The 26,390-nt window shown below is 40.2% G+C and carries 22 protein-coding genes; 12 read left to right on the top strand and 10 right to left on the bottom strand.

The annotated features are described in order from the left end of the window. Positions 1-468: a CYTH domain-containing protein gene (locus tag FCR2A7T_RS01655; protein WP_023569526.1), complete on the bottom strand. Its 468-nt coding sequence runs from the start codon at positions 466-468 to the stop codon at positions 1-3. Between the two features lie 95 nt (positions 469-563). Here FCR2A7T_RS01655 and FCR2A7T_RS01650 point away from each other — a divergent pair, with 95 nt between their 5' ends. After that, complete coding sequence (locus FCR2A7T_RS01650; protein ID WP_023569525.1) at positions 564-2,597, top strand: site-specific recombinase; 2,034 nt, start codon at positions 564-566, stop codon at positions 2,595-2,597. Here the strand turns inward: FCR2A7T_RS01650 and FCR2A7T_RS01645 are convergent. After that, positions 2,589-3,251, bottom strand: coding sequence for an NAD(P)H-binding protein (locus FCR2A7T_RS01645; protein ID WP_023569524.1), 663 nt, complete (start codon positions 3,249-3,251; stop codon positions 2,589-2,591). The genes FCR2A7T_RS01650 and FCR2A7T_RS01645 overlap by 9 nt on opposite strands. Positions 3,252-3,291: 40 nt before the next feature. On the opposite strand from FCR2A7T_RS01645, the gene dinB reads away from it, so the two are divergent. Then, the gene (dinB, locus tag FCR2A7T_RS01640) at positions 3,292-4,374 is read left to right on the top strand and encodes a DNA polymerase IV (RefSeq protein WP_023569523.1); all 1,083 of its coding nucleotides are present in this window, start codon (positions 3,292-3,294) and stop codon (positions 4,372-4,374) included. Between the two features lie 54 nt (positions 4,375-4,428). Here dinB and FCR2A7T_RS01635 read toward each other — a convergent pair whose 3' ends face one another. From FCR2A7T_RS01635 to FCR2A7T_RS01610, 6 genes are all read right to left on the bottom strand, one after another. Next, a complete protein-coding gene (locus FCR2A7T_RS01635; RefSeq protein ID WP_023569522.1) occupies positions 4,429-5,202 on the bottom strand; it encodes a Bax inhibitor-1/YccA family protein in 774 nt (257 codons plus the stop codon). Positions 5,203-5,238: 36 nt separating this feature from the next. Further along, positions 5,239-6,669, bottom strand: a complete 1,431-nt coding sequence (gene pyk, locus FCR2A7T_RS01630; protein ID WP_023569521.1) for a pyruvate kinase — start codon at positions 6,667-6,669, stop codon at positions 5,239-5,241. Between the two features lie 4 nt (positions 6,670-6,673). Then, positions 6,674-7,159, bottom strand: a complete 486-nt coding sequence (locus tag FCR2A7T_RS01625; protein WP_023569520.1) for an IPExxxVDY family protein — start codon at positions 7,157-7,159, stop codon at positions 6,674-6,676. 94 nt (positions 7,160-7,253) lie between these two features. Further along, positions 7,254-7,997 carry a ribonuclease III gene (gene rnc / locus FCR2A7T_RS01620; RefSeq protein WP_023569519.1) on the bottom strand — a complete coding sequence of 248 codons (744 nt, stop codon included), beginning with the start codon at positions 7,995-7,997 and terminating at the stop codon, positions 7,254-7,256. A gap of 9 nt (positions 7,998-8,006) precedes the next feature. Then, positions 8,007-9,260, bottom strand: coding sequence for a beta-ketoacyl-ACP synthase II (fabF, locus tag FCR2A7T_RS01615; protein ID WP_023569518.1), 1,254 nt, complete (start codon positions 9,258-9,260; stop codon positions 8,007-8,009). Positions 9,261-9,440: 180 nt separating this feature from the next. Next, entirely contained in the window at positions 9,441-9,677 is a 237-nt protein-coding gene (locus tag FCR2A7T_RS01610) for an acyl carrier protein (RefSeq protein ID WP_007137004.1), read from the bottom strand. Between the two features lie 198 nt (positions 9,678-9,875). Between FCR2A7T_RS01610 and purN the strand changes: the two genes are divergently transcribed. From purN to FCR2A7T_RS01585, 5 genes are all read left to right on the top strand, one after another. Then, positions 9,876-10,442 (top strand): phosphoribosylglycinamide formyltransferase, encoded by a 567-nt coding sequence (gene purN / locus FCR2A7T_RS01605; protein ID WP_023569517.1) that lies wholly within the window; start codon positions 9,876-9,878, stop codon positions 10,440-10,442. 3 nt (positions 10,443-10,445) lie between these two features. Next, entirely contained in the window at positions 10,446-10,928 is a 483-nt protein-coding gene (locus FCR2A7T_RS01600) for a ribonuclease HI (RefSeq protein WP_023569516.1), read from the top strand. An 18-nt stretch (positions 10,929-10,946) separates the two neighbouring features. Next, positions 10,947-11,567 (top strand): START domain-containing protein, encoded by a 621-nt coding sequence (locus FCR2A7T_RS01595; protein ID WP_035116828.1) that lies wholly within the window; start codon positions 10,947-10,949, stop codon positions 11,565-11,567. A gap of 57 nt (positions 11,568-11,624) precedes the next feature. Beyond that, complete coding sequence (locus FCR2A7T_RS01590; protein ID WP_023569514.1) at positions 11,625-12,554, top strand: PfkB family carbohydrate kinase; 930 nt, start codon at positions 11,625-11,627, stop codon at positions 12,552-12,554. Positions 12,555-12,620: 66 nt separating this feature from the next. After that, positions 12,621-14,519, top strand: a complete 1,899-nt coding sequence (locus FCR2A7T_RS01585; RefSeq protein WP_023569513.1) for a hypothetical protein — start codon at positions 12,621-12,623, stop codon at positions 14,517-14,519. 476 nt (positions 14,520-14,995) lie between these two features. Here the strand turns inward: FCR2A7T_RS01585 and FCR2A7T_RS01580 are convergent, their stop codons facing one another. Further along, the gene (locus FCR2A7T_RS01580) at positions 14,996-15,601 is read right to left on the bottom strand and encodes a superoxide dismutase (protein WP_023569512.1); all 606 of its coding nucleotides are present in this window, start codon (positions 15,599-15,601) and stop codon (positions 14,996-14,998) included. Positions 15,602-15,718: 117 nt separating this feature from the next. On the opposite strand from FCR2A7T_RS01580, the gene FCR2A7T_RS01575 reads away from it, so the two are divergent. The 5 genes from FCR2A7T_RS01575 to FCR2A7T_RS01550 all read left to right on the top strand — a co-directional run bounded on the left by FCR2A7T_RS01575 (position 15,719) and on the right by FCR2A7T_RS01550 (position 25,574). Continuing rightward, complete coding sequence (locus FCR2A7T_RS01575; protein ID WP_023569511.1) at positions 15,719-18,871, top strand: UvrD-helicase domain-containing protein; 3,153 nt, start codon at positions 15,719-15,721, stop codon at positions 18,869-18,871. A gap of 119 nt (positions 18,872-18,990) precedes the next feature. After that, complete coding sequence (gene kbl, locus FCR2A7T_RS01570; RefSeq protein ID WP_023569510.1) at positions 18,991-20,184, top strand: glycine C-acetyltransferase; 1,194 nt, start codon at positions 18,991-18,993, stop codon at positions 20,182-20,184. Between the two features lie 110 nt (positions 20,185-20,294). Then, positions 20,295-21,701 carry an OmpA family protein gene (locus FCR2A7T_RS01565; protein ID WP_023569509.1) on the top strand — a complete coding sequence of 469 codons (1,407 nt, stop codon included), beginning with the start codon at positions 20,295-20,297 and terminating at the stop codon, positions 21,699-21,701. 71 nt (positions 21,702-21,772) lie between these two features. Next, entirely contained in the window at positions 21,773-24,535 is a 2,763-nt protein-coding gene (locus tag FCR2A7T_RS01560; RefSeq protein ID WP_023569508.1) for a PD-(D/E)XK nuclease family protein, read from the top strand. 370 nt (positions 24,536-24,905) lie between these two features. Beyond that, complete coding sequence (locus tag FCR2A7T_RS01550; protein WP_023569507.1) at positions 24,906-25,574, top strand: ATP-binding cassette domain-containing protein; 669 nt, start codon at positions 24,906-24,908, stop codon at positions 25,572-25,574. Here the strand turns inward: FCR2A7T_RS01550 and FCR2A7T_RS01545 are convergent. Continuing rightward, positions 25,571-26,353 (bottom strand): alpha/beta fold hydrolase, encoded by a 783-nt coding sequence (locus FCR2A7T_RS01545; RefSeq protein ID WP_023569506.1) that lies wholly within the window; start codon positions 26,351-26,353, stop codon positions 25,571-25,573. The two genes, FCR2A7T_RS01550 and FCR2A7T_RS01545, sit on opposite strands and share 4 nt — an antisense overlap. Between the last annotated feature and the right edge of the window lie 37 nt (positions 26,354-26,390).

The raw sequence follows: 26,390 nt of genomic DNA, 5'->3' as shown, positions 1-26,390 counted from the left end.
TTACCAGTTTTTATAAGGGGAATTGCTTAAAAAAGCATTGTAATACCGCTCTTCTCCGGTAACTTCTTTTCCCAGCCAGTTTGGTTTTTCGAAAGACTCCTCTTCAGTGTTCAGTTCAATTTCGGCTACAACCAAACCTTCATTATCACCCGAAAAAACATCTACTTCATACACATGTTTGCCCACGGGAACTTCATACCGTATTTTGTCAATCATCCCTTTTTCACAAAGCGGTAAAAGCAGTTCTGCCTCCGAAACCGGAATTTCTTTTTCCCATTCCAAACGCGTGGTGCCCGATGCATTGCCTTTTCCTTTGATGGTCAGAAAGCCTTTATTTCCTTTGATTCGAACGCGTACAGTTCTTTCCGGATCGGAATTGAGATACCCTTGTACAATTCGGTTTTGGGTTGTCGCCACGGTCTTGAAAGCATCGGAAAGCACCAGAAATTTTCGTTCTATTTCCTGCATTTTGTAAAGAAATTAACATATTTTGGGAGCAAGTTAAGAAAAATATAGCCGATGAATCGTATTTTTACAAAAGTAGTAACGCCAAAATGAAAGGGATGAAACCAAGCAGCAAAACAAAATCAGAATTTACGTTAGCCAATCTGTTCGGCAAACACTTTTCGGAAGGAGAATACACTTCAGACGACACGTTACATTTTCTGGTAGATCTCGTGCGCTATTTCCGACCTGAAAAACCAAAAGAAAGTACCGTTTCCATCGAAAAACTATTACTTTTCCTAACCGAAAACCCTCAGCAGAAAAGCGTACTTATTGAATACCTAAAAACATTACTAAGTGAAAGGAAATTCAGCCGGATGCTTTCGGATGCCGGAATTCTGCGCGATTCGGATTTTATTTATGAAGTAAAGAAGCGTTTGTTTGATAAAGTGCTGCCGTATCAACCCGAAAAGGACACGTTGGAATATGTGCTGAATCAGGTTTTTTATCTGGATTCGGATACGATTTGGATCAATAAAATACCCCACGAGGAACTTTTGCGCCTGTTTGAAATGTTGCAGTTTTCAGATATTTATACCTCGGTAAAAGAGTTTTCGGTTTTATCCGAACTGATTAATGCCATGGAGCTGATTTCCCAACGAATGAGCGGCCGCGCAATGGAAACCGATGTGATTAAAATGGTTCCGGAATACGACGCTTTCGAAAGTCCGTTCGTGGCAATGGAAAAGGAATTTCTGCAGATGGAAGACCGCATCAGAAATCAAACCGATCATTTAATTACTTCGGATGATTTACGCTACAAACAATTCCTGATTTTGCACAGACAATGCGAAGAATATGTAGACAAGGCATTCAGTAACAGTTCTAAATTCGGAATTTCCTTAAAAGTCAATCAGAGTTTGTTGCGCATTCGCCAACAGTTGTACCGCTTGAAAATTCTCATTCCGTTGTTGGTCGTAAACAAAGAAGAAGACAAAATCAACAACAGTATTCAACTGGCGCTCAAAGTAATTAAATACAATTGCTATAAGAATAATGTGGGGCAACTCATCAATGAGAGTACGCAGCTGCTTTCTTATGAAATCACCCAGCACACCGCCAAAACCGGTGAACATTACATCACGGAATCTTCGAAAGAATACTTTAAAATGTTTTATGCGGCTATGGGGGCCGGAGCGGTAGTTGGGGTACTTTGTATCATTAAAGTACTGCTCGGTAAAATTGAAACGAGTGATTTCGGTCACGCTTTTTTATACAGTTTGAATTATGCCGTAGGTTTTGTCGCGATTTTCCTTCTCGGATTCACTTTAGCCACAAAACAGCCCGCGATGACGGCCGCAACGATAACCAAAGCCCTGGAAACCGGGATGAAAAAACAAAACAAAAACGGCGAAAAACACAGTTCGTTTGCGCAGCTGTTTGCCCGGTTGTTCCGTTCGCAGTTTATTGCTTTTGTAGGGAATGTGATTGTGGCCTTTCCCGTTTCATTATTGGGGATTTGGCTGATTGATTATGCTTTAGGATACAATATTGCGGAAGCGAAATGGAATAAGTTGTTAACCGATATCAGTCCGATAGCTTCTCCGGCAATTTTTCATGCGTCTATTGCCGGTGTTTTTCTGTTTCTTTCCGGAATTATTTCGGGAAGTGTGTCCAACCGCAACAAACACCATCAGTTGTTTTACCGCATTCAGGAGCATCCGTTGCTGAAAAAGAGTTTTGGCGTGAAAAAAACCAAGCAACTTGCGCAATGGTTTGAAGACCATTGGGCAGGCGTGGTGTCCAATACCTGGTTTGGGGTTTTTATGGGAAGTACCGCTTCCATTGGAATTTTTTTAGGATTGGATTTGGATGTCCGACACATTACGTTTGTGAGCGGCAATCTGGCACTCGGCTTATATGGCGCCCATTTTAAGGTGGATAATTGGACTCTTTTCTGGGGGATTTTCGGAATTGGGGTTATCGGATTTATGAATTTTATCGTGAGTTTTTCGCTTTCGTTAGGCTTGGCGTTTCGTTCCAGAAACATTCCGTTTTCCGAAGTGCATTTTCTGAACAAAGCCATTTGGACGTATTTCAAAAAGCGACCAACTGCGTTTTTCTTTCCGGTAAAAAACAATATTTCAGACTAATTGCGACAGGCTGAAAATGACATCAGAAGGAATAATGGTTTTCGGATATTCGTTTTTTGACAGGTACCACATGGCTTTAGCAATATGCTGCGGAGCGATACTTCGGTATTTTTTCAGGGTTCCGAACAATAACGGATTGATAATTTTCATGAGGTATATTGCCATGGTTTCGCCAATTCGGACTTCTTTTCGATCGCCTGAAATCAAAGAAGGTTCCAAAAGATAGGTTCTCGGAATTCCAAAAGCTATGATACTTTGTTCCATTTCGCCTTTAATTCGATTGTAGAAAACCGGGCTGTTCGTAGTCGCGCCCAACGCGGAAATGGCTATAAAAGTCGGAATGTTGTTAAGTTTTGCCAATTGTGCGGCGGCAACCGGAATGCCGTAATCAATCGCTCTGTATTCGGTTTCGTTTGGTGTTTTGGCTTTGGTAGTGCCGATACAGCAAAAAACCACATCGCCGGTAAAATCAGCTGAATGGTTTTCCAAATGCAACAGATCAATTACATGTTCTTCGATTTTCGGATGCGTTATACCGGAACTCTTTCGGGAAAACAATTTTATTTTCGCATAGTCCGAGTCGGAAAGCAGCAGTTCCAACAATAAACTGCCTGTTAATCCTGAGGCTCCTAAAAGTAGTGCTGTTTTTTTCATCGGTTTCCAAATTTCTACTGAATATACATAAATTTACAACATGGAACCAACGGTACTTCAGAGAAAAATAATCCATGTTGATATGGATGCTTTTTATGCTTCAGTCGAGCAGATGGACAATCCGTTGCTCAAAGGGAAACCTGTTGCCGTGGGCGGAAGTGAAGTACGCGGCGTGGTTTCGGCGGCGAGTTATGAAGCCCGAAAATTTGGCGTTCGCAGTGCGATGAGTGGTTATCTGGCCAAAAAATTATGCCCGGAAATCGTTTTTGTAAGACCCCGATTCGATCGTTATAAAGAGATTTCGAATAAAATCCGCAAAATATTTCATGAGTATACCGATTTGGTGGAACCGCTTTCCCTGGATGAAGCCTACCTGGATGTAACCCAAAATAAAAAAGGAAACCCGAGTGCAACATTGATTGCGCAGGAAATTCGACAGCGTATTTTTGAAGAAACGGGATTGACGGCTTCGGCAGGCATTTCGGTGAATAAATTTGTAGCCAAAGTGGCCTCGGACTACAACAAACCCAACGGACAGAAAACTATCAATCCGGATGAGGTCGAGCCGTTTTTGGAAGCGTTGGACATCAAAAAGTTTTACGGTATCGGGAAAGTAACCGCTGAGAAAATGTACCAGCACGGGATTTTTACCGGAAAGGATCTGAAAGATCGTACCCGCGAATATCTGGAAGAGCATTTCGGGAAAAGTGGCGGGCATTATTATCTGATTGTCCGCGGAATTCACAACAGCGCAGTGAAACCTAACCGAATTACCAAATCGGTAGCCGCAGAACATACGTTTAATACAAATCTGACGTCTGAAATTTTCATGGAAGAACGCCTCGAGCGCATTGCTGCGGAACTTTCCAAACGCTTGCAGAAACATAAAATTTCCGGAAAAACGGTCACGTTAAAAATAAAATATTCTGATTTTACCTTGCAGACGAGAAGTAAAACGCTGCCGTATTTTATTTCCGATAAAAGTCTGATTCACGAAACAGCCAAAGAATTACTGTATCAGGAAAAGATGAAAGAATCGGTGCGTTTGCTCGGAATTTCACTCCACAATCTGAATACGGAACTGAAGAAATCAGTAGTGGTACAATTGAAATTTGAGTTTTAGGAATAAAAAAACCGACTTCAAAAGAAATCGGTTTTAGTATATTTTTTATACAGATTAATCTCTGCTGGAAAGTTTGGACAATAAACGTAAAAATTCTACGTACAACCAAACCAAGGTAATCATCAAGCCCATAGCGCCAAACCATTCCATGTATTTTGGAAGGTTTCTTTGTGCCCCTTTTTCAATCTGATCAAAATCAAGGAATAAATTCATCGCCGCTACTACAATTACGAAAGCACTGATTCCGATGCTCATTAACGAGTTGCCGTGATGTACCGGTTGGAAATCTATAAACAAGGAAAGCAACCAGGAAATCAGGTAAAAACTGGCGATGGCCAAAGTTGCCGCTACGACTACGGAACGAAAACGCTCGGTAACCTTAACAACATTGTATTTGTATAATCCGAAACAAACTATGAAGGTTACGAAAGTCGCTCCTACGGCCTGAATTACCAATCCCGGGTACATTGATTCGAAAATAGCCGAAAGTCCGCCAATGAAAAGCCCTTCAAATACCGCATATCCCGGTGCTAAAGCCGAAGAATATTGTGGTTTGAAAGCTGCAACAAGTACCAAAATAAAGCCGATGATGGCGCCACCAATTGTCAGTACCATCGGATTGTATCCGTTGAAGGTCATGGTCCAGGTTACCGCTGCTCCGGCTACCAATAAAGCCAACATCAGTAAACTTTTGTTGATCGTACCCTGAACGGTCATCGTGTCATTGTAGTCAATGGCAACCGCTTCATTCTCGGTGATGTTCTCTCCGGAATAACGGGTTGTATTGGTAAAAGATTTGTTCTTAAAAAACGGATTGTTCGAATTCATAAGTGTCTTTTTTTGGTTTCTCAAATATAAATTTTTCTATTCAATTTCGGAAATACGCAGCGTATTTACCATCCCTTTTGCGGTAACCGGCATGGCAGCAAGGTTTACCAGCATGTCTCCCGATTTTACATAGCCTCTTTCTTTGCAAATTGCGTTGATATCGTCGATGGTGTCATCAGTGCTTACAAATTTATCGTAGAAGAAAGCATTTACCCCCCAAAGCAGGTTTAACTGTGTTAAGATGCGTTTATTGGAAGTGAAAACCAAAACGTGTGCATGCGGTCGCCAAGCGGAAACCTGAAAGGCGGTGTAACCACTGTTCGTTAAAGTAGTAATAGCCTTGGCATTGATATCGTTGGCCAATGTTGCCCCGTGATAACAGATGTTTTTGGTGATGTAACGGTTGGTTTTGATTTGCGGTTGGTTTTGCGGTACTTGAATTAGCGGTGAATCTTCCACAGCTTCAATAATTTGCGTCATTTTTTCAATAACCTGAACCGGATAATTCCCCACAGAAGTTTCTCCGGAAAGCATTACGGCATCGGCTCCGTCCATTACTGAATTGGCCACGTCGTTAACTTCGGCGCGGGTGGGTGTTAAACTCGTAATCATCGTTTCCATCATTTGTGTGGCGATGATTACTGGAATACGCGCGGTTTTGGCGCGATGCACCAGTTTTTTCTGAATCAATGGTACTTCCTGCGCTGGGATTTCCACGCCCAAATCGCCTCGGGCTACCATTAATCCGTCGCAAAAGGCTACAATTCTATCAATGTTTTCGACCGCTTCCGGTTTTTCAATTTTGGCGATAATTGGAATTTTATGACTGGAATTGGCCATAATTAAATCCTGTAAATCTTTTAAGTCTTCGGAAGTTCGCACAAAGGAAAGCGCAATCCAGTCGACTTCGCTTTTAATGGCAAAAAGAGCGTCACGGATGTCTTTTTCGGTCAATGCCGGAAGAGAAACACGGGTGTTGGGAAGGTTTACGCCTTTTTTAGATTTTAAGGGTCCGCCCTGAACGACAACGGCTTCCACTTCTGTTTTTTTGTCAGTCTTCAGTACTTCGAAAATTAGTTTTCCGTCGTCCAATAATATGCGTTCGCCCGGATTCACATCCTTTGGGAATTCTTTATAGTTCATGTACACTTTTTCAGCAGTGCCTAAAATGTCTTCGGCAGTTGTGAAGGTAATCTTATCGCCTTTGCTTACCACAACGTCTTCTTTCATAACACCTACCCGTAATTTTGGACCTTGGAGGTCAGCTAAAATGGAGGTAGTGTATCCGAATTCGTTGTTCAGTTCTCTAATCATGTCGATGCGTTCTTTTACATCGGTATAATCGGCATGGGAAAAGTTAATTCTAAAAACGTTTACTCCTGCATCAATCATGTCTTTAATCACTTCTTTAGTGCTGCAGGCCGGGCCAAGTGTCGCTACAATTTTCGTCTTTTTTCTTGTTGGCATTGTATTAGAAAATTAAATTATTTTTCGATTTTAGTGTATGTTGTTCGATTTTATAAGCCGTCGTAATTTGTTTAATCGCGAGTAATTCGTCAATTAACTGGTCAACGTCAAAAAAATCGTCGGTATTCTCAATTTTTATGATGTAATCGACTTTTTTCAGTTCGGGAAGCAGGTAAATATTGGTGGTGATGTCCAATTCTGTTTCGTCGAAAAGCGAAGTCGCTTTGGTTTGTCGGGTTACGACTTTTGTTTTATTGGGAATCAGGTTCCAGTACAATTCGTTTTCTTCGTCATCAAAAACAAATCGGGTAAAATGACTTTTTCCTTCGGGAATCTGAATGCCGATGTCGTGTTCGCTTTTCTCAAAGGAAACGGCTAATTTCTGATTGATAAAATACGCCAAACGATAATCTTCAAGTGTAGAGTGTACCGCTACAAGCTGATAATCAATCGAAATAAAATCGTCAATCTGAATTTTATGAATAGCCATAGTGCTGTAAAAAGATACTGTAAATATAGTACATTATGCTTTTAAAAAACAGCCCTGAAGTGTTGTTAACTATAATTTAGTACAAGTTGCGTAGTTAGTTGTTGGGGCTCATTTTTTCCTGAAAAGCAAAATAGGCACGTTGTGATGCTTTTTCTTCTGCTTTTTTCTTGGAAGTAGCTCTGGCCCGTGCTACTATTTTGTTGTCAATTTTGAGTTTTACTCCGAAATATTTTACGCCTTCGTTTCCGTTGTCTTCAAAAACATCGTAATGAAATGCCTTTTTTTCTTTTTGGCACCATTCGATTACCAGACTTTTGTAACTGATTACCTTTCCTTCCAGTTTCGGTATGTCTACATAAGGCAAAATCACCTTTTTGTGGATGAATTTCTCGCAGTATACAAACCCGCGATCGAGGTAAATGGCTCCGATTAAAGCTTCAAAGAGGTTGCCGTGAATGTTTTCGCCGAAATGCTGGGTTGAAACCTTGCTCTCGACAAATTTGATCAGGTTCAGGTCTTTTCCCAATTCGTTTAAGTGATCGCGGCTGACAATTTTCGAACGCATTTTGGTTAGATATCCCTCGTCTCCTGTTGGGACTTCATTAAACAAATGCGCCGCAATAACCGAACCCAACATCGCATCACCCAAAAATTCCAATCGCTCGTAATTGATTGGGTTTCCTTTTTCGTCCACTTTATTCATGGAACGATGGGTGAAGGCTTTGCGATAATTGTTTAAGTTGATAGGTTTGAAACCCAATATTTTTTGAATAGCGTCAAAAAAAATCCCGTCTTCTGGAGAGCGGGAATTTGAAAATATTTTCTTGATGATACTCATAACAAAGAATTACTCTTCTATTTTTTTGAATAAAACACAAGCGTTGTGACCACCAAATCCGAAAGTATTGCTCATGGCAACTTTCACTTCTCTTTTTTGAGGCTTGTTTAGGGTTAAATTCAAGCTTGGATCAATATTCTCATCTACAACAGAGTGGTTGATTGTTGGAGGAACTATACCGTGTTTCATTGCTAAAATGGAAGCAATGGCTTCGATAGCTCCGGCAGCACCCAACAGGTGACCTGTCATGGATTTTGTAGAGTTGATGTTGATGTTTTTAGCATGTTCGCCAAAAACAGCACTGATGGCTTTTAGCTCAGCAACATCACCCAGTGGTGTGGAAGTTCCGTGTGTGTTGATGTGATCAACCTCTTCCGGTTTCATTCCAGCATCACGTAAAGTGTTGTTCATCACGGCAATTACACCAATTCCTTCCGGATGCGGAGCGGTTAAGTGGTACGCGTCAGACGACATTCCGCCTCCGCCAATTTCACAATAAATTTTTGCACCACGGGCTTTTGCATGTTCGTATTCTTCCAATACCAAAGCACCGGCACCTTCTCCTAAAACGAATCCGTCGCGGGTAGCATCAAAAGGTCTTGAAGCGGTTTCTGGACTGTCATTTCGGGTGGATAAGGCATGCATGGAGTTGAATCCTCCCATACCGGCGATCGTTACGGCAGCTTCCGATCCTCCGGAAATGATTACGTCGCACATTCCCAAACGGATGTAGTTGAACGCATCAATCAAAGCATTGGCCGAAGACGCACAAGCAGAAACTGTGGTATAGTTTGGTCCCATAAAGCCGTTACGCATGGAAATGTGCGCAGGAGCAATATCGGCAATCATTTTTGGAATAAAGAAAGGATTGAATTTTGGTGTTCCGTCGCCTTTGGCGTAATACATTACCTCTTCCTGGAAGGTTTCCAAACCACCGATTCCGGCACCCCAGATTACCCCAACGCGGTATTTGTCAATGTTGTCGGCAGTAATTCCGGCATCTTTAATTGCTTCGTCACTGGCGGCAACGGCATATTGCGCAAATTTATCCAATCTACGAGCCTCTTTACGATCCATATACGCTTCGATGTTGAAGTTTTTCACTTCACAAGCGAATTTTGTTTTGTGTTTTTCGGTATCGTAATATGTTATTGGGGCAGCGCCGCTTTTACCGGTAATCAATCCATCCCAGTATTCTTCAATGGAATTTCCTATAGGGGTAAGAGCGCCTAAACCTGTTACTACAACTCGTTTTAATGCCATAATATATTTTTTACAATGTATTTAAACAAATAATACCCATGTTACTTTTCTTTAATCTGTAAAGGAAACATGGGTAGTAGATTGTATTTTTTTGATTGCTCCCAATCAGTTTTTTTTCCTAAATGGCAAAAATAATAACACCCATGCATTCCGAAGAATACATGGGGTGTATAGTAGTTATTATTTTTTAGCTTCTTCGATGTAAGAAATAGCTTGACCAACAGTAGCAATGTTTTCAGCTTGGTCGTCCGGAATTTGAATATCGAATTCTTTTTCGAACTCCATGATAAGCTCAACAGTGTCTAATGAATCAGCTCCTAAGTCGTTTGTGAAGCTTGCTTCTGTTACAACTTCATTTTCGTCAACACCTAATTTGTCTACGATAATCGCTTTTACTCTTGATGCAATGTCTGACATAATCTTTAATTTTAAAATTTAATTTGTTGGCAAAAATAAAAAACTTTATTTTAAAACAACATTTTTGTTACTAAATGTGACTACGAAATTAAAAAAATAATTTTACAAAGACTTCCATTTTCTATTTATTATCATTTATTATTCTTTTTTTTGCACTGTGAAAACGATGTTTTCTACGTAATAAAAATTACAGGATAAATGAAACGAATAGTAATTTTTGCTTCCGGTTCGGGTTCGAATGCCGAAAATATTATTAAATACTTCAAAAATAAAAATCAAGGGAACGTAATCGCGGTGTTGACTAACAATCCTCATGCCAAAGTTTTGGAACGTGCTGAAAATCAAAATGTTTCTACTGTAATATTTGACAAAACTGAACTTAATAACGGTGTGGTTTTAGAAAAACTGAACGATTTAAAACCGGATTTAATTGTGTTAGCCGGTTTTCTTTTAATGTTTCCGGCAACTATTATTGCGCATTATCCCGATAAAATAATTAACGTACACCCAGCATTGTTGCCAAAATATGGCGGAAAAGGAATGTATGGCATGAACGTTCATAAAACGGTTTTAGAAAATAAAGAGAAAGAAACCGGGATTTCCATTCATTATGTAAATGAACATTATGATGAAGGCGCGGTAATTTTTCAGGCGAGTGTAAATATTGAAGATTGCACCACTCCGGAAGCGGTAGCTGAAAAAATCCATCAACTGGAACACGAACATTTTCCCAAAGTAATCGAGCAACTTATTACTACTGCATAACTATTGAAATCCTACGAAGTACATATTTATACCGATGGCGCATCCAAAGGAAATCCAGGGCCTGCCGGTTATGGCGTGGTGATGGAAATGGTAGGAACGCCCTATAAAAAAGAATTCTACGAAGGATTCCGGCTGTCGACCAACAATCGGATGGAATTGCTGGCGGTTATTGTGGGTCTGGAAAAATTGAAAAAACAGGGCACCTCCGTTTTGGTTACCTCCGATTCCAAATATGTTATTGATTCGGTCGTGAAAGGCTGGGTTTTCGGTTGGGAAAAGAAAAATTTCGTCGGAAAGAAAAATCCCGATTTATGGATGCGTTTCCTTAAAATTTACCGAAAGCACCAGGTGGATTTTAAATGGATTAAAGGGCATAGTAATCACCCGCAAAACGAGCGTTGCGATGCACTTGCGGTGATGGCATCTCAACAGCCAAATCTCTCTGTTGACACTTTTTACGAAAAAGAAGAAGGCCATTTGTTTTGATTTCCATAACTTTAGGGAATGAAAAGGTCCCAAATTCTTTTTTCAACGCTACTCTTTTTTTTGCTGATTGGCGGTTGCGGCTATTCACAAAAAAAACCGGAACTCGCCTTAGACAAGGACGGTGTAAAGGTGTATTTGACCAAATTTGACACTACCGCTTTCAAAGAATACCGGGCGGTAATGACGGTAAATGCGAATATCGACACTATCGTTAAACAGCTTGTCGATGTCAAAAACCTCAAAAAGTGGAACTACAAAACCCGAAAAAGCGAATTACTGAAGAAAACTTCCGACACGAGTTGGATTTTTTACATGACGCACCATTTGGGTTGGCCGATTCAGGATCGGGATCATGTTTCTAAAGTGACTTTGACGACAAATGAAAACGAGCGAATCATAACCATTCTTCCCGAAAACCGATTGCTCAAAGAAAAACCCGGTTATGTCCGACTCACTAATTTTAAAGGATTTTGGTATCTGAAAAAAGTATCCAATACACAAACACTCGTTGTTCAGCAAATTTACGGGAACCCTGGTGGAAATATCCCGGCATTCATGGTGAATATGGTCATCACAAAAGGACCTTTCGATACCTTTAAAGAGCTTCGGAAGCGGGTCGAAAATCTTAACAAAAAATAGGCTTTTGCGAACCAAAACTAAATCGTACATTTGCAGCTTCAAAATTAAGATCATTTTATGAATAAATTATTGATTGTAGGCACAGTAGCCTTTGATGCAATTGAAACTCCTTTCGGAAAAACCGATAAGATTTTAGGTGGAGCAGGTACATATATCGGGCTTTCGGCTTCGCATTTTAACTTGAAATCGGCAATTGTTTCCGTAGTTGGAGACGACTTCCCTAAAGAATATTTAGATTTATTAAAAAGCAAAAACATTGATATTTCAGGTCTTGAAGTGGTTCAGGGCGGAAAAACATTTTTCTGGAGCGGTCGTTACCATAACGATTTGAATTCCAGAGACACTTTAGATACACAGTTAAATGTGTTGGCGGATTTTCAGCCAAAAGTACCGGCAGATTTCAAAAACGCAGATGTGGTAATGCTAGGGAACTTGCACCCAATCGTTCAAAGCAGCGTTTTGGATCAGATGGAGGTAAAACCGAAACTGGTAGTTTTAGACACCATGAATTTCTGGATGGATTGTGCATTACCGGAATTATTAGACGTAATGAAACGCATCGATGTAATTACAATCAATGATGAAGAAGCCCGTCAGTTATCCGGAGAATATTCTTTGGTGAAAGCGGCAGCAAAAATCCATACGATGGGACCAAAATACGTGGTAATCAAAAAAGGAGAGCACGGCGCCTTATTGTTTAACGACAGTAAAGTATTCTTTGCACCGGCATTGCCATTGGAAGAAGTATTCGATCCAACCGGAGCGGGAGATACTTTCGCAGGTGGTTTCGCAGGATTCATTACGCAAAGCGAAAACATTTCGTTCGACAATATGAAAAACGCGATTATTTACGGATCAAATTTAGCCTCGTTCTGTGTGGAGAAATTCGGAACAGAAAGAATGGAGAATTTAGAAAAAACAGAGGTGCTGTCTCGTTTACAGGAGTTTAAAGCCTTGACACAATTTGACATCGCGTTAGAAAACTAACACTATACACATGAGCCTCGGAAACGGGGCTCTTTTCATTAATACAACAACACAACACACAACAACATGAGTGACGCTTTAAAACACGAGTGTGGCATTGCCCTTTTAAGATTAAAAAAACCGTTAGAATACTACAAAGAAAAATACGGCACAGCTTTTTATGGAGTACAGAAAATGTACCTGTTAATGGAAAAGCAACACAACCGTGGTCAGGATGGTGCCGGTTTGGCCAGTATTAAATTGGATGTGGAACCGGGAGAACGTTACATCAGTCGGGTACGTTCCAATCAGACGCAGCCCATTCAGGACATTTTTGCGCAAATCAATCAGCGTATTAATGAAGAGATGGAGCAGCATCCAGAATACCAGCATGATGTTGCGGCACAAAAAGCCAATATTCCTTACATCGGAGAATTGTTTTTAGGACACGTACGCTACGGAACGTTCGGCAAAAACAGCATCGAAAGTGTGCACCCGTTCTTGCGTCAGAACAATTGGATGCACCGAAACCTGATTGTGGCCGGAAACTTCAACATGACCAATGTTAAAGAACTTTTCGAAGATTTAGTACGTTTAGGGCAACATCCGAAACAAATGGCAGATACGGTTACTGTAATGGAAAAAATCGGTCATTTTTTAGACGATGAAGTAACCGATTTGTATCAGGAATGTAAAAATGACGGGTTGAGTAAAAGAGAAGCTTCTCCGGTAATTGCTGAAAAATTAAATATCGGAAGAATCTTGAGAAGAGCTTCCAAAAACTGGGATGGTGGTTATGCGATGGCAGGTTTGTTAGGTCACGGTGATGCGTTTGTAACCCGTGATCCGGCAGGAATCCGTCCGGCGTTTTACTATCAGGATGATGAAATCGTGGTGGTGGCTTCGGAACGACCGGTAATTCAAACGGTTTTCAATGTTCCGTTTGAAGAAATAAAAGAAATCACTCCCGGACACGCCATTATCGTTAAAAAAGACGGTCGTGTTATCGATGAGCAAATCCGTGAAGCCTTGCCTTTGAAAGCTTGTTCCTTTGAAAGAATCTATTTTTCCCGAGGCAGCGATGCTGAAATTTATCAGGAACGTAAAAATTTAGGAAAATTAATCATGCCGGCCGTTTTGGATGCGGTTAACGATGATACTGACAACACGGTTTTCTCTTATATCCCGAATACGGCAGAAACCTCGTTCTACGGAATGGTGGAAGCCGCCAATGATTTTTTGAATCAACGGAAAATTGCCGATATTTTAGCCAATAAGGAATCGCTTTCTGCTGAAAAATTACAGGAGATTTTATCGGTGAAACTGCGTTCGGAAAAAATCGCAATTAAAGATGTGAAACTAAGAACGTTCATTACCGAAGACAGCAGTCGCGATGATATGGTGGCACACGTATACGATGTGACGTATGGTGTAATCAAACCAACTGATAATTTAGTCATTATTGATGACAGTATCGTTCGCGGAACTACTTTGCAGAAAAGTATCATCAAAATGATGGACCGACTGAATCCGAAAAAGATAGTGATTGTTTCTTCGGCACCGCAAATCCGTTATCCGGATTGTTACGGAATCGATATGGCGAAATTGGAAGGATTGGTTGCGTTCCGTGCTGCTATGGAATTGCTGAAAGAACGCAATTTGCTACACATCGTTGAAGAAGTGTATCAGAAATCCAAAGCACAGGAAAATTTCCATGATAGCGAAGTGGTCAATTATGTGAAAGAAATTTACGCACCGTTTACCGATCAGGAGATTTCCGATAAAATTGCGCAGATGTTAACGGAGAGTTCCGTGAAAGCAGAGGTGAAAATTATCTTCCAAACGGTTGAAAATCTGCACAAAGCATGTCCGAAGAATTTAGGCGATTGGTACTTCACCGGAAATTATCCAACCGATGGCGGAAATCGTGTGGTAAACCGAGCGTTCATGAACTTCTACGAAGGAAAAGACGCCCGAGCATACTAAAAAACAGATAAAAATGCTTTTCATCGATTTTATATGCAGTTTAACTGTTTTATTTGACGGATGAAAGCAGTCGCAATACTTTCGTACTACCATAGCATTAGTAGGTTAAGTTTATGGTAGATTTGGGGCAAAAAGGGTGGAAGCAATTCCACCTTTTTTATTTTACAAAGTTTCGTTTTCGACTTCATTTAATCGGTGAAAAGCGGGTGAAAATGCACTTTATCGAGAAAAAATGCAGTATGTCTGATTTATTTGATGTTCAATAACTATCGCTATACATTCGTACTACCATAGCATTAGTAGGTTAAGTTTATGGTAGATTTGGGGCAAAAAGGGTGGAAGCAATTCCACCTTTTTTATTAGAGTAAAGTGAGGAAAGAGCAAAGAAAATAGATGAAAGAGTAAAGACAAAAAAAATAGACAAACAAACCCAAAGTTCATCTGTCTATTTTCTATATTCTATTCTTTTTTTTCGCTTATTTCGCTGCTGCGTAACGCTTTGCCACTTCTGCCCAATTAATTACATTGAAGAACGCCTCAATGTAATCCGGACGTCTGTTTTGGTAGTTCAAGTAGTAAGCGTGCTCCCAAACATCCATTCCTAAGATTGGCTGCCCGCCGCAAGGTACACCCGGCATGATTGGGTTGTCTTGGTTTGGCGTAGAGCAAACTTCTAATTTCCCGTCTTTCACACACAACCAAGCCCATCCCGAACCGAAACGAGTAGCTCCTGCTTTAGCAAATTCTGCTTTGAAAGCATCAAAAGAACCAAACGCAGCATCAATTGCAGTTGCTAATTCTCCTGTTGGTAATCCACCGGCGTTTGGTGCCATGATTTCCCAAAACATAGTGTGGTTATAATGACCACCACCATTGTTGCGTACCGCCATATTGTTCATGTCAAGATTTTTCAGAATGTCTTCAATCGACTTTCCTTCCAAATCTGTTCCTGCAATCGCTGCATTTAGGTTGGTGATGTAAGCATTGTGGTGTTTCGAATGGTGGATTTCCATGGTACGGGCATCAATGTGCGGTTCCAAGGCGTCGTATGCGTATGGTAATTGTGGTAATTCAAAAGCCATGATATTTTATATTTAAAGATTAATAATTAAATTCATTCAAAATTATAAATTTATCTTCGTAAAAGAAAATAGACTGAGGTAATTTAAGATTACTTAAACATTAATAAAGACAAATCTGTGGCAAAATCCGCTTTCACCATATACGATGCTTCGGCCGGTTCCGGTAAAACCTATACGCTGGTTAAGGAATATTTAAAAATCCTGATGCTGGCCAATACGAACGACGCCTATAAAAAAATCCTCGCCATTACTTTCACCAACAAAGCGGTAGAGGAGATGAAATCGCGAATTGTGAATGCGTTGCACGAATTTTCAAAGGACGAACCGAACGGGAAAGCGCTTGATTTCATGAAAGATGTCGCATCGGAAACGAAGCTTTCATTGGCTACCATCAAAGACAAGTCGAAAGCGATCATCAAAAACATTATTCATAATTATGCGGCGTTTGATATTTCCACGATTGATAAATTCACGCACAAGGTCATTCGCGCCTTTGCGCATGATTTGAATCTTCCGGTGACTTTCGAAGTGTCACTGGAAACCGATTTATTGTTGCAGGAAGCCGTGGATGCTATTATCGCCAAAGCCGGAGAAGATGAAGTGCTGACCAAAATTTTAGTCGATTTTTCCGTTGATAAAACCGATAACGATAAAAGTTGGGATGTCACGCACGAATTGTTCGATGTGAGTCGATTGCTGGTCAACGAAAACAACCGAAACGAAATTTCGCATTTCCACGAAAAAACCATCGATGAGTTTTTGGTGATTCGCGAAAAATTATCGGAAGAAATCAAAAGATTGGAAGAAGAATGTGTGGCTTTCGCCGAGGAAGCACTGCGGTTGATTGAAAGCAACAACATTGATGTAAGTTCGTTTTCCCGCGGTACGTTTCCGAATCATTTGGGCTACATTCAGAAAGGCGAATTGAAAAGTTCGCACAAAAAGTTTTTTGAAGCCGATGACATTCAGGTGAATAAAACCGCAAAAGACAAAGCCGTCATCGAAAGTATCGCGCCCGAGTTGATTGCAATTTTGGCCAAAGTCTATAAAAATTACGAAAAGAAGAATTTCTATTCCGCGTTTCAGAAAAACATCACACCATTGTCGTTGCTGAATTCCATCGCACAAGAACTCGACACGATTCAGAAAGAGAAAAATATTTTGTCGATTTCCGAATTCAACGCCATTATTTACAACGAAATCCAGAACCAACCTGCACCTTTTATATATGAGCGATTAGGAGAACGCTATAAGCATTTCTTTATTGATGAATTTCAGGATACGTCGGAAATGCAGTGGCACAATCTGGTTCCGCTGATTGACAATGCGCTTTCTTCCGAAGATTTATCCGGTGCGCAAGGTTCACTGATGATTGTGGGCGATCCGAAACAGTCGATTTACCGATGGCGTGGTGGGAAAGCGGAACAATTCATCAGTTTAAGCAAGGACGAAAATCCGTTTTCCAATCCGAGCAAGGAATTGGTGCGTTTAGGAACGAATTACCGAAGCTATTCGGAAGTCATCACTTTCAACAATGCTTTTTTTGCGATGTTGGCCGATGAATTTTCCAACGAAGATTATCAGGATTTGTACCGCAACAAAAGTCATCAGGAAGTCAACACTAAAAAAGGCGGTTATGTAAATATTTCCTTTATTCCGAAAGTCGAAAAAGCCGATGAAATGTCTGAGGAAGAATCCGATGATAAAGAACAACTGTATCTGAAAGCAACCTTAGCAACCATTGAAAAAGTGAAAGCGAATGGGTTTCAGTACCGCGATATGGTTTTGTTGACGCGGAAGCGAACATCGGGTGTGGCCTTGGCGAATTATTTAACCGAAAATGATATCCCGATTTTGTCTTCGGAAACCTTATTGATCGATAACGCGACTGAAGTAAAGTTGATTTTGAATGTGTTGCGCTATCTGAAAAACAACAACGATAAGGAAGCCAAAGCGGCCTTTTTATATTTCATCGCCAAAAATAAACAATCCGAATTGCCGATTCATGATTTCATCGAATTGGGCATGACCAAATTTTCGGAAGAAGAACTGCAAAAATGGTTGGCGGAATTCGGAATCGTAATTTCCTTTAAAAACTGCCGAAAAAAATCGTTGTACGAAGCGGTGGAAATTATTGTGTCGACGTTTATCAAAGAAAAAAGCACGGTTTCTTATGTGCAGTATTTCATGGATTTGGTATTGGAACGCGATGTGCGCACGCAAGCCGGAATTTCGGATTTTCTGGAGTATTGGGAAAATAATGGCGCCAAATTCAGCATCCCGTCTCCGGAAGGAAACGATGCGGTGCGGATCATGACGATTCACAAATCGAAAGGACTTGAATTTCCGGTAGTGATTTTTCCGTTTGCCGAAGAAGATTACGCCCGTTCCCCAAGAAATAAAATGTGGTTGGAACTGGAAGATGCCAATTTGGATATTCCGAAAGCGTTGGTCGATACGAAAAAAGAAGTGGCCCAATACGGTGAAAATGCCGCGCAGGTGTATAATGAAAGAAGTCAGGAAGAACTTTTGGACAATATCAATGTCTTGTATGTGGCGTTAACCAGAGCCGAAGAACAGTTGTATGTTATTTCCAATAAAAATCTGACCTCAAAAGGAGAGTTGACCAATAATATGTCGTCGTATTTCATCAAATATCTCGATTTTAAAGGCGTGTATCAGGACGATCAATCCGAATTTGAATTTGGCGACAGCAATCGGCTTTCGGTAACTAAAGAAGAAAAAGAAAAACAACCTACAATTGAAATTGTAAACGAGGTTTTTAATCCGAAGAAAATCAAAATCGCCCAACGTGAAGCCCTGATGTGGGGCACTGATCAGATTAAAGCGATTGAATTCGGAAATGTGATGCACGAGATTTTATCGTTTGTAAAAACCGATGCCGATGTGGATTTGGCTATCGAAAAAGCGATTGAAAGCGGACTGATAACCGAATCGCAAAAGCCGGAAGTGGAACGAACTTTGTCTGAAATTGTAAATCATCCGGATTTGGCCGTTTTTTTTGAAGCCGATAAAAAAGTATTCAACGAACAGAATATCATCAAAAAAGGTACGGCTACCGTTAAACCGGATCGTGTTTCGGTGCAGGGAACATCTGCATATTTGTTGGATTATAAAACCGGTGCACATCAAACGAAATATGAAGCACAATTGGCAGAATACGCACATGCCTTGCAGGAGATGGGATTTTCGGTTGAGAAAAAAACACTTGTATATATAGGAGAAAAATTAGAAGTAGTACATTTGTAAGCCAGAAGGCAAAAGGCAGCAGGTTGCAAAAAGCAAAACGCTGATGACGGTAGAGACTTCACTAAGCAGGAAACCGGATTGTAAATATGAAATAATCAAATAAACAAACACACTTAATAATGTACGGAAAAATAAAAGAACATTTGCAAAACGAACTGAACACGATTCAGGAAAACGGATTGTATAAAAAAGAGCGCATTATCACGTCGCCGCAAGGAGCGGAAATTACCGTTAACAACGAAACGGTTTTAAATTTCTGTGCGAACAACTATTTGGGCTTGTCTTCGCATCCGGAAGTGGTGCAGGCCGCTAAAGATACTTTGGATACGCACGGATTCGGAATGTCGTCGGTGCGTTTCATTTGCGGAACACAGGATATTCATAAAACCTTAGAAAAAAAGATTGCCGATTTCTACGGAACGGAAGATACGATTTTATACGCAGCGGCTTTTGATGCCAACGGTGGGGTTTTCGAACCGTTGTTGGGAGAAGAAGATTGTATTATTTCGGATAGTTTAAACCACGCTTCGATTATTGACGGCGTGCGTTTGTGTAAAGCAGCGCGTTACCGTTATGAAAACAATAATATGGAAGATTTGGAACAGCAACTTATTAAAGCTAATCAGGAAGGACGCCGTTTCAAATTGATTGTTACCGATGGGGTGTTCTCTATGGACGGATTGGTAGCGCCATTGGATAAAATTTGTGATTTAGCCGATAAATACGATGCGATGGTGATGGTAGACGAATGTCATGCTGCCGGTTTTATTGGGGCTACCGGAAAAGGAACGCTTGAAGCTAAAGGCGTAATGGGACGTGTGGATATTATCACCGGAACGTTAGGAAAAGCGCTTGGCGGTGCCATGGGAGGATATACCACGGCTAAAAAAGAAGTGATTGAAATTTTGCGTCAGCGTTCCCGTCCGTATTTGTTTTCCAATTCTTTGGCACCAGCCATTGTTGGGGCTTCAATCAAGGTTTTTGAATTGTTGGAAAAGGATACGTCCTTACGCGATAAATTGGAATGGAATACCAACTATTTTAAAGCAGGAATGAAGGCGGCCGGTTTTGATATTATTGACGGGGATTCTGCAATTGTTCCGGTAATGTTGTACGATGCGAAATTGTCTCAGGTAATGGCAGATGAATTGTTGAAAAAAGGAATTTATGTGATAGGGTTCTTCTTCCCGGTGGTGCCAAAAGATAAGGCAAGAATTCGCGTGCAATTGTCTGCAGCACACACTAAAGAACATCTTGATAAAGCGATTCTGGCATTTACTGAGGTTGGAAAAACGTTAAATGTGATTAGATAAGGGGATTTTTAGTAGGAAAATGTATTTTTTTTAACAAATCGCTTTGTAATTAATATTTAACCTCTTATTTTTGTCTCAATTATAAATTATTGTAATTAAATAAAAAAAGTATGAAACATCTAAACAGATTATTTGTTGCTGCTCTTATGTTTGCAGGATTAAGCTCTCAAGCACAGGATAGTAACAATCCATGGGCTATCTCATTCGGTGCTAACGCAGTGGATGGTGGTAGAGTGAGTGCTGCTTCTAAAGTAGAAGATCAGTTTTCTCAATATTTCAATGCAAAAGGGTATTGGAATATCATTCCTTCAGTGTCTTACGTTAACGTATCAAGACACGTAGGTAACAACTTCTCTTTCGGAATTACGGGGTCGGTAAACAAAATCAATAAATTTGTTGGTGAAAGACCTACTAATCCTGGTGAGTATCAGGTTTCAAATCCTGGAGATTTAATGTATTATGCAGCTGATGGGGTTATTAAATATAGCTTCATGAATGCTTTAAAATCAAAATGGATTGATCCATCTGCTCACATTGGTGGAGGTTACACTTTCATGGGTGATGCTTCAGCAGGTACAGTTAATGGAGGTTTAGGCTTGGCTTTCTGGTTTTCAGAGCAAGTTGGTTTAACATTCCAATCTACTTACAAACATTCATTTGACGAAACTAGAACTCCAAATGTAGATATCGCATCTCATTTACAGCACTTTGTTGGTCTTTCTTTCAAATTTGGAGGAAAAGATACAGATGGTGACGGAATCTACGATAAAGATGACGCTTGTCCAGAAGTTGCTGGTTTAAAAGAATTCCAAGGATGTCCTGATACAGATGCAGACGGAATCGCTGATAAAGATGATTCTTGTCCGGAAGTAGCTGGTCCAAAAGAATTAAACGGTTGTCCTGATACTGACGGTGACGGAATCGCTGATAAAGACGATGCTTGTCCTGAAGTAGCTGGTCCTGCTGCTATGAACGGATGTCCTGATACAGACGGTGACGGTGTAGCTGATAACCTTGACAAATGTGTTGACGTGAAAGGTCCTGCTGAAAATGCTGGTTGTCCTTGGCCTGATACAGATGGTGACGGTGTAGCTGATAAAGATGACAAATGTGTTGACGTGAAAGGTACTGTTGCTAACAACGGATGTCCTGAAGTGTCTGAAGACGCAATGAAAAAATTAAACGCTTACGCTAAAACTATCTTGTTCAACTCTGGTAAGTCTTCGTTCCAAAAACAAACTTTCCCAGTATTACAATCAATTGCTGCTATCTTGAAAGAGTACCCTACTTCTAAATTCAGCATTGAAGGTCATACAGATTCAAGTGGTTCAGATGCTGCTAACTTGAAATTATCTAAAGACAGAGCTGCTGCGGTTAAAAATTACTTAATCGATAACGGTATCGCTGCTGACAGATTAACTTCAGAAGGTTACGGAGAATCTAAACCAATCGATTCTAACAAAACCGCTAAAGGTAAAGCTAACAACAGACGTGTAGAAGTTAAATTGGCTAACTAATTTAAACTTACACTTCAAATAAATAGTGAAAACGTCCCGATTTATCGGGACGTTTTTTTTATTTTTATGGCATGATACATTTTTCTTTTCTCGATAAAGTAAGCCATCAAATTGTTTCCGAATTCGGAAATACCCTTTCAGAAGTTACTATAATTCTACCCAATAAAAGAGCCAAAGTTTTTTTGATTGAAGCGTTAAAAAAACAGTTGGATCAAACCGTCTTTGCCCCCAATATCATCAGTATTGAAGATTTTATTCAGGAGGTGGCCGGAATCCGAACGATAGATCCTACAGAACTGCTTTTTGAATTTTACAATATTTACCTTTCCGTAACACCGGTAGAACAACAACAGGATTTTGAATTGTTTGCCAATTGGGGAAAAACGCTGCTGCAGGATTTTAATGAAATCGACCGATATCTTTTAAAACCGGATCATGTTTTCTCTTATCTGAAAGATATTGAGGTATTGAAGCGTTGGGATTTGGAACCTTCCCAAACCACCGATTTGATTAAAACCCATCTAGAATTCTGGAGCCGACTTCCTGAGTATTACGAAACGCTCTATACGCATTTAAAAAATATGGGAATCGGTTATCAAGGACTGATTTACAGAGAAGCCGTAAACAATTTGCAGTATTTCTCCGAATCGTTGGGCGCTACTAAACTTGTTTTTGCAGGTTTCAATGCTTTAAATCAGGCGGAGGAAAAAATTATTCAGCAACTCTTGTTTAACAGTCAGGCCAAGATTTACTGGGATATGGATGCTGTTTTTCTGCAGGACAGCCATCACGACGCCGGTTTGTTTATTCGTCGCTTTAAAAAAGAATGGAAGCAATATACCACACAACCGTTCGAGTGGGTTGTAAATGAGTTTTCCAATACGAAACAAATCCATATCATAGGAACACCCAAAACGATTGGACAGGCTAAAATTGCCGGTAAAATCGTCGAGAATATTCAGGCCAACGGTGAAAGTCTGGACAAAACGGCCTTGGTTCTTGGGGAAGAAAACCTGCTGATACCGGCCTTATACGCTTTACCCGACTCCGTCGAGAGTTTAAACATTACCATGGGCTACAGCAGTAAGAACAATCCGGCGCAGATTTTAATCAGCAAGTTGTTCAAGTTGCACGCCAATGCACTTCAACGCAGCGAAACCAGTTATACTTTCTATTACAAAGAGGTTTTGGATATTCTCACGCATCCGTTGGTAGAGCCTTATTGTGACGCAGCTCCCGTGGTTAAAATTATCAATCAGAATAACATCACTTTTTTATCGCAGAAAAAATTCATCGAAATCAATCAGCAGCGCTCGGAATTGTTTCAGCTGTTGTTTGAGCGTTGGGAGCATGATGCGGTTTTGGTTTTGAATCGTCTGTTAAAAATTATTCTTGCTATCAAATCGTTTTTAGGGAACGAATCCGAGGAAGATAAAGTCGCCAAAGCGTTTCTGTATTCCATTTTTAAAACGATTAACAAACTGATCAATTATCAGGAAAAATACAACCGAATTGATTCGGTAACCATGTTGCATACCATTTACAAGCAGATTGTCGATTTGGCCGAAGTGTCGTTTGAAGGCGAACCGCTTTCCGGATTGCAGGTTATGGGTGTATTGGAAAGTCGCGTGCTCGATTTTGAAAACGTAATCATCACGTCGATGAATGAAGGGGTCTTCCCGGCAGGAAAATCGATGAATTCGTTTATTCCGTATGATGTGAAACGCGAACTGGGACTGCCAACCTACAAAGAAAAAGACGCGATTTACTGTTATCATTTTTACCATTTGCTGCTCCGTGCGAAAAACATTTATTTGTTGTACAATACCGAAAGTGAAGGCTTGGATGCCGGCGAAAAAAGCCGTTTCATCACGCAATTGGAAATTGAAAAGCAGCCGAAACATAATATTATTCATCAGATTTATAATGCGTATTTACCGGATAAAGCATACGAGTCGATTATCGTACCCAAATCTGAAAAAGTAATGGAACGATTAAAAGAAATTGCTACTGGAAAAGGGTTTTCGCCTTCAGGATTAACGAGTTATATCCGGAATCCGATACAGTTTTACAATCAGCGCGTATTGCGTATTTCGGAAGTGGAAGAAGTGGAGGAAAACATTGCGTTAAATACACTGGGAACAATCATTCACGGAGCGTTGGAAGAATTGTATAAGCCGTTTTTACATCAATTCTTATCGGTTGCAACCATTAATGAGATGTTGGAAAAGACCAATTCTGAAGTCGAAAAGCAATTCCGGGAAGTGTATAAGGAAGGTGAAATCAAAAAAGGGAAAAACCTTCTGGCTTTTGAAGTCGCGAAACGCAACGTTTTCAATTTCTTAAACGAAGAAAAGAAATTAATTGAAAGCGGTGATGCGGTAACAGTTCTCGCATTGGAAATTTCGCTGGAGCGTACTTTGGAAGATGATCGCTTGCCGTATCCGGTGAAAATAGCCGGAAATGTCGACCGAATCGAACAACGCAACGGTAAAATACGCATCATCGATTACAAAACCGGAAAGGTGGAACTCCGAAGTGTTCAGCTGAAAGACTGGAACGGATTAACATTGGATATCAAAAACGACAAAATCATACAGTTGTTGTGTTATGCTTTTATGTATGAACAAAAGTGCGACGGAATGGAAATGGAAGCCGGAATCATCTCCTTTAAAAATATGCGCGCCGGATTTTTACCTTTCGGAATCAAAGAAGATAAAAATGTGGATAGTGAGATAAATGCGGAAGTTTTGGAAGCTTTTAAAACGGAAGTGATCACTCTGATTAATGAGATGTTAAATCCCGAAGTGCCTTTCGAAGAAAAGCTGGAGTAATTTTTAACAATTATTTGTGTAGCTGTTTTCTTTTAATTTAGGTTCTTTACGAAAAAGAAGTCATCAGGAAACTACACAACATATTCGAATTTTATAAATCCACGTTGCTTGTCAATTTTGTGATTTCATTGCTTCCAACGGTTTTAATGCTTGTTGGAGGTATTGGAGGAATTGAGGTTTTTTCAAGTCTTTTTGTAACCTTTGGATTTGTAACGAGTCTTGCCGTAAAAGAAGTACACAATAAAGAAGCATATTTGTTTTACTATAATAACGGACTTTCGAAAATGCAGTTATGGTTATCCAGTACGTTTTTTAATTTTCTTTTTTGTGGTCTCTTGTCATTGTCAGTTCGTCTAATTCATTTGTGCTTATGAAACATGTTTTAGAAGCCGACAGTGTTCAGAAATTTTTCAATCATAAATTGGTGGTTTCCGATGTGTATCTTAAATGTGAAACGGGTGACATTATTGGACTTTTGGGACGAAACGGCTCCGGAAAATCAACCCTGCTTAAAATTATTTTCGGAATGGTTCCTGCCGATTATAAGTTCGTCCGCATTGACGGAAAACTACAAGTGAAGACTTCCGAATTATTAAAAGAAATCGGTTATCTGCCTCAGGATAATTTTATTCCGAAACATTTTTCGGTTGCCAAAACCATTCAGTTGTCGATTTCGAAAGAGAAACGCAATGTCTTTTGTGATGATTCGATGATTCAATCGATGTTGAATAAAAAAATCAGCCATCTGTCCGGAGGGGAATTGCGCTATCTGGAGATAAAACTTATCTTATTCAATGATTCGAAATTTGTTCTTTTGGACGAACCTTATAACGGATTGGCGCCGGTTATGGTGGAAAATATAAATGCGTTAATAAGGGAAAATGCAAAATCCAAAGGCATTATCATTACCGATCACAATTACCGAAACGTAATTGAAGTTTCCACTAAATTGATCCTGATGGTAGCGGGTAAAACCCATCATTTAAAAGATACAAACGAATTGATTGAGCGAGGTTATTTAAAAGAAGGAATGCTTTAAACTGTCTTGAAAAAATCCAATAATAGTTTGCCCAATTTGTTTTTGTTCTCAATATGACTCATGTGGCCGTCGGGAAAGGAGATGAATTTAACGTCCGTGCCTTCGATTTGTTCTTTGTTTTCATCGAAATTCAGTACCGGATCCTTTTCGCCTAAAATCAGCATAATAGGATAGGGAGCAAAATGCAGTAATACTTCGCGGTCATTTCGGGTTTTCATACCTTCCAATGCGGCAACGATACCTTGAAGCGGTGTTTTTAGTGCTTCCAGTTTTACGTTTTCAATTTCTTCGCTCAGTTTTTCGCGATTGTCTTCACTGAATAAATTCGCAATCGACATCCGGATAAAAGCAGAATAGTCTTTTTTTACACACACAATCGCCCGGTCGCGATTTAATTTTCGTTCCTCGCTGTCGGCTCTCGAAGTGGAATTTAAAAGCACAATTCCTTTTACGTTGTCGGGATACAATTCGGCGAACGCCAATGCAACATAACCTCCCATGGAATGTCCCACAAAAATGGCTTTTCGAATGCGCAATTCGTGCAACACGGCATGAACGGCATCGGCCATGTCTTCCATGGTGTGAAGGTAGCCCATGCATTCGGTTTGTCCGTGCCCCAACAGATCGATGGTGATGACGCGGTATTTTTTTGAAAATTCCGGCACATAAAAATCCCACATGGTGGCGTTTTCCAGAAATCCGTGAAGCAATACCACAGCGGTACCTTTTCCGGTTTCGGAATAAGCGATTTTGGTGTTTTTATGGAGAATGGTTTTCAAAAGCGAAATTTTATGAGACAAAAATAACTTTAATAAA

The organism is Flavobacterium cauense R2A-7, from assembly GCF_000498475.1.
Taxonomy (GTDB): Bacteria; Bacteroidota; Bacteroidia; order Flavobacteriales; family Flavobacteriaceae; genus Flavobacterium; species Flavobacterium cauense.
The sequence above is the reverse complement of the archived record's forward strand: the minus strand, read 5'-3'. Positions and strand labels throughout refer to the sequence as shown.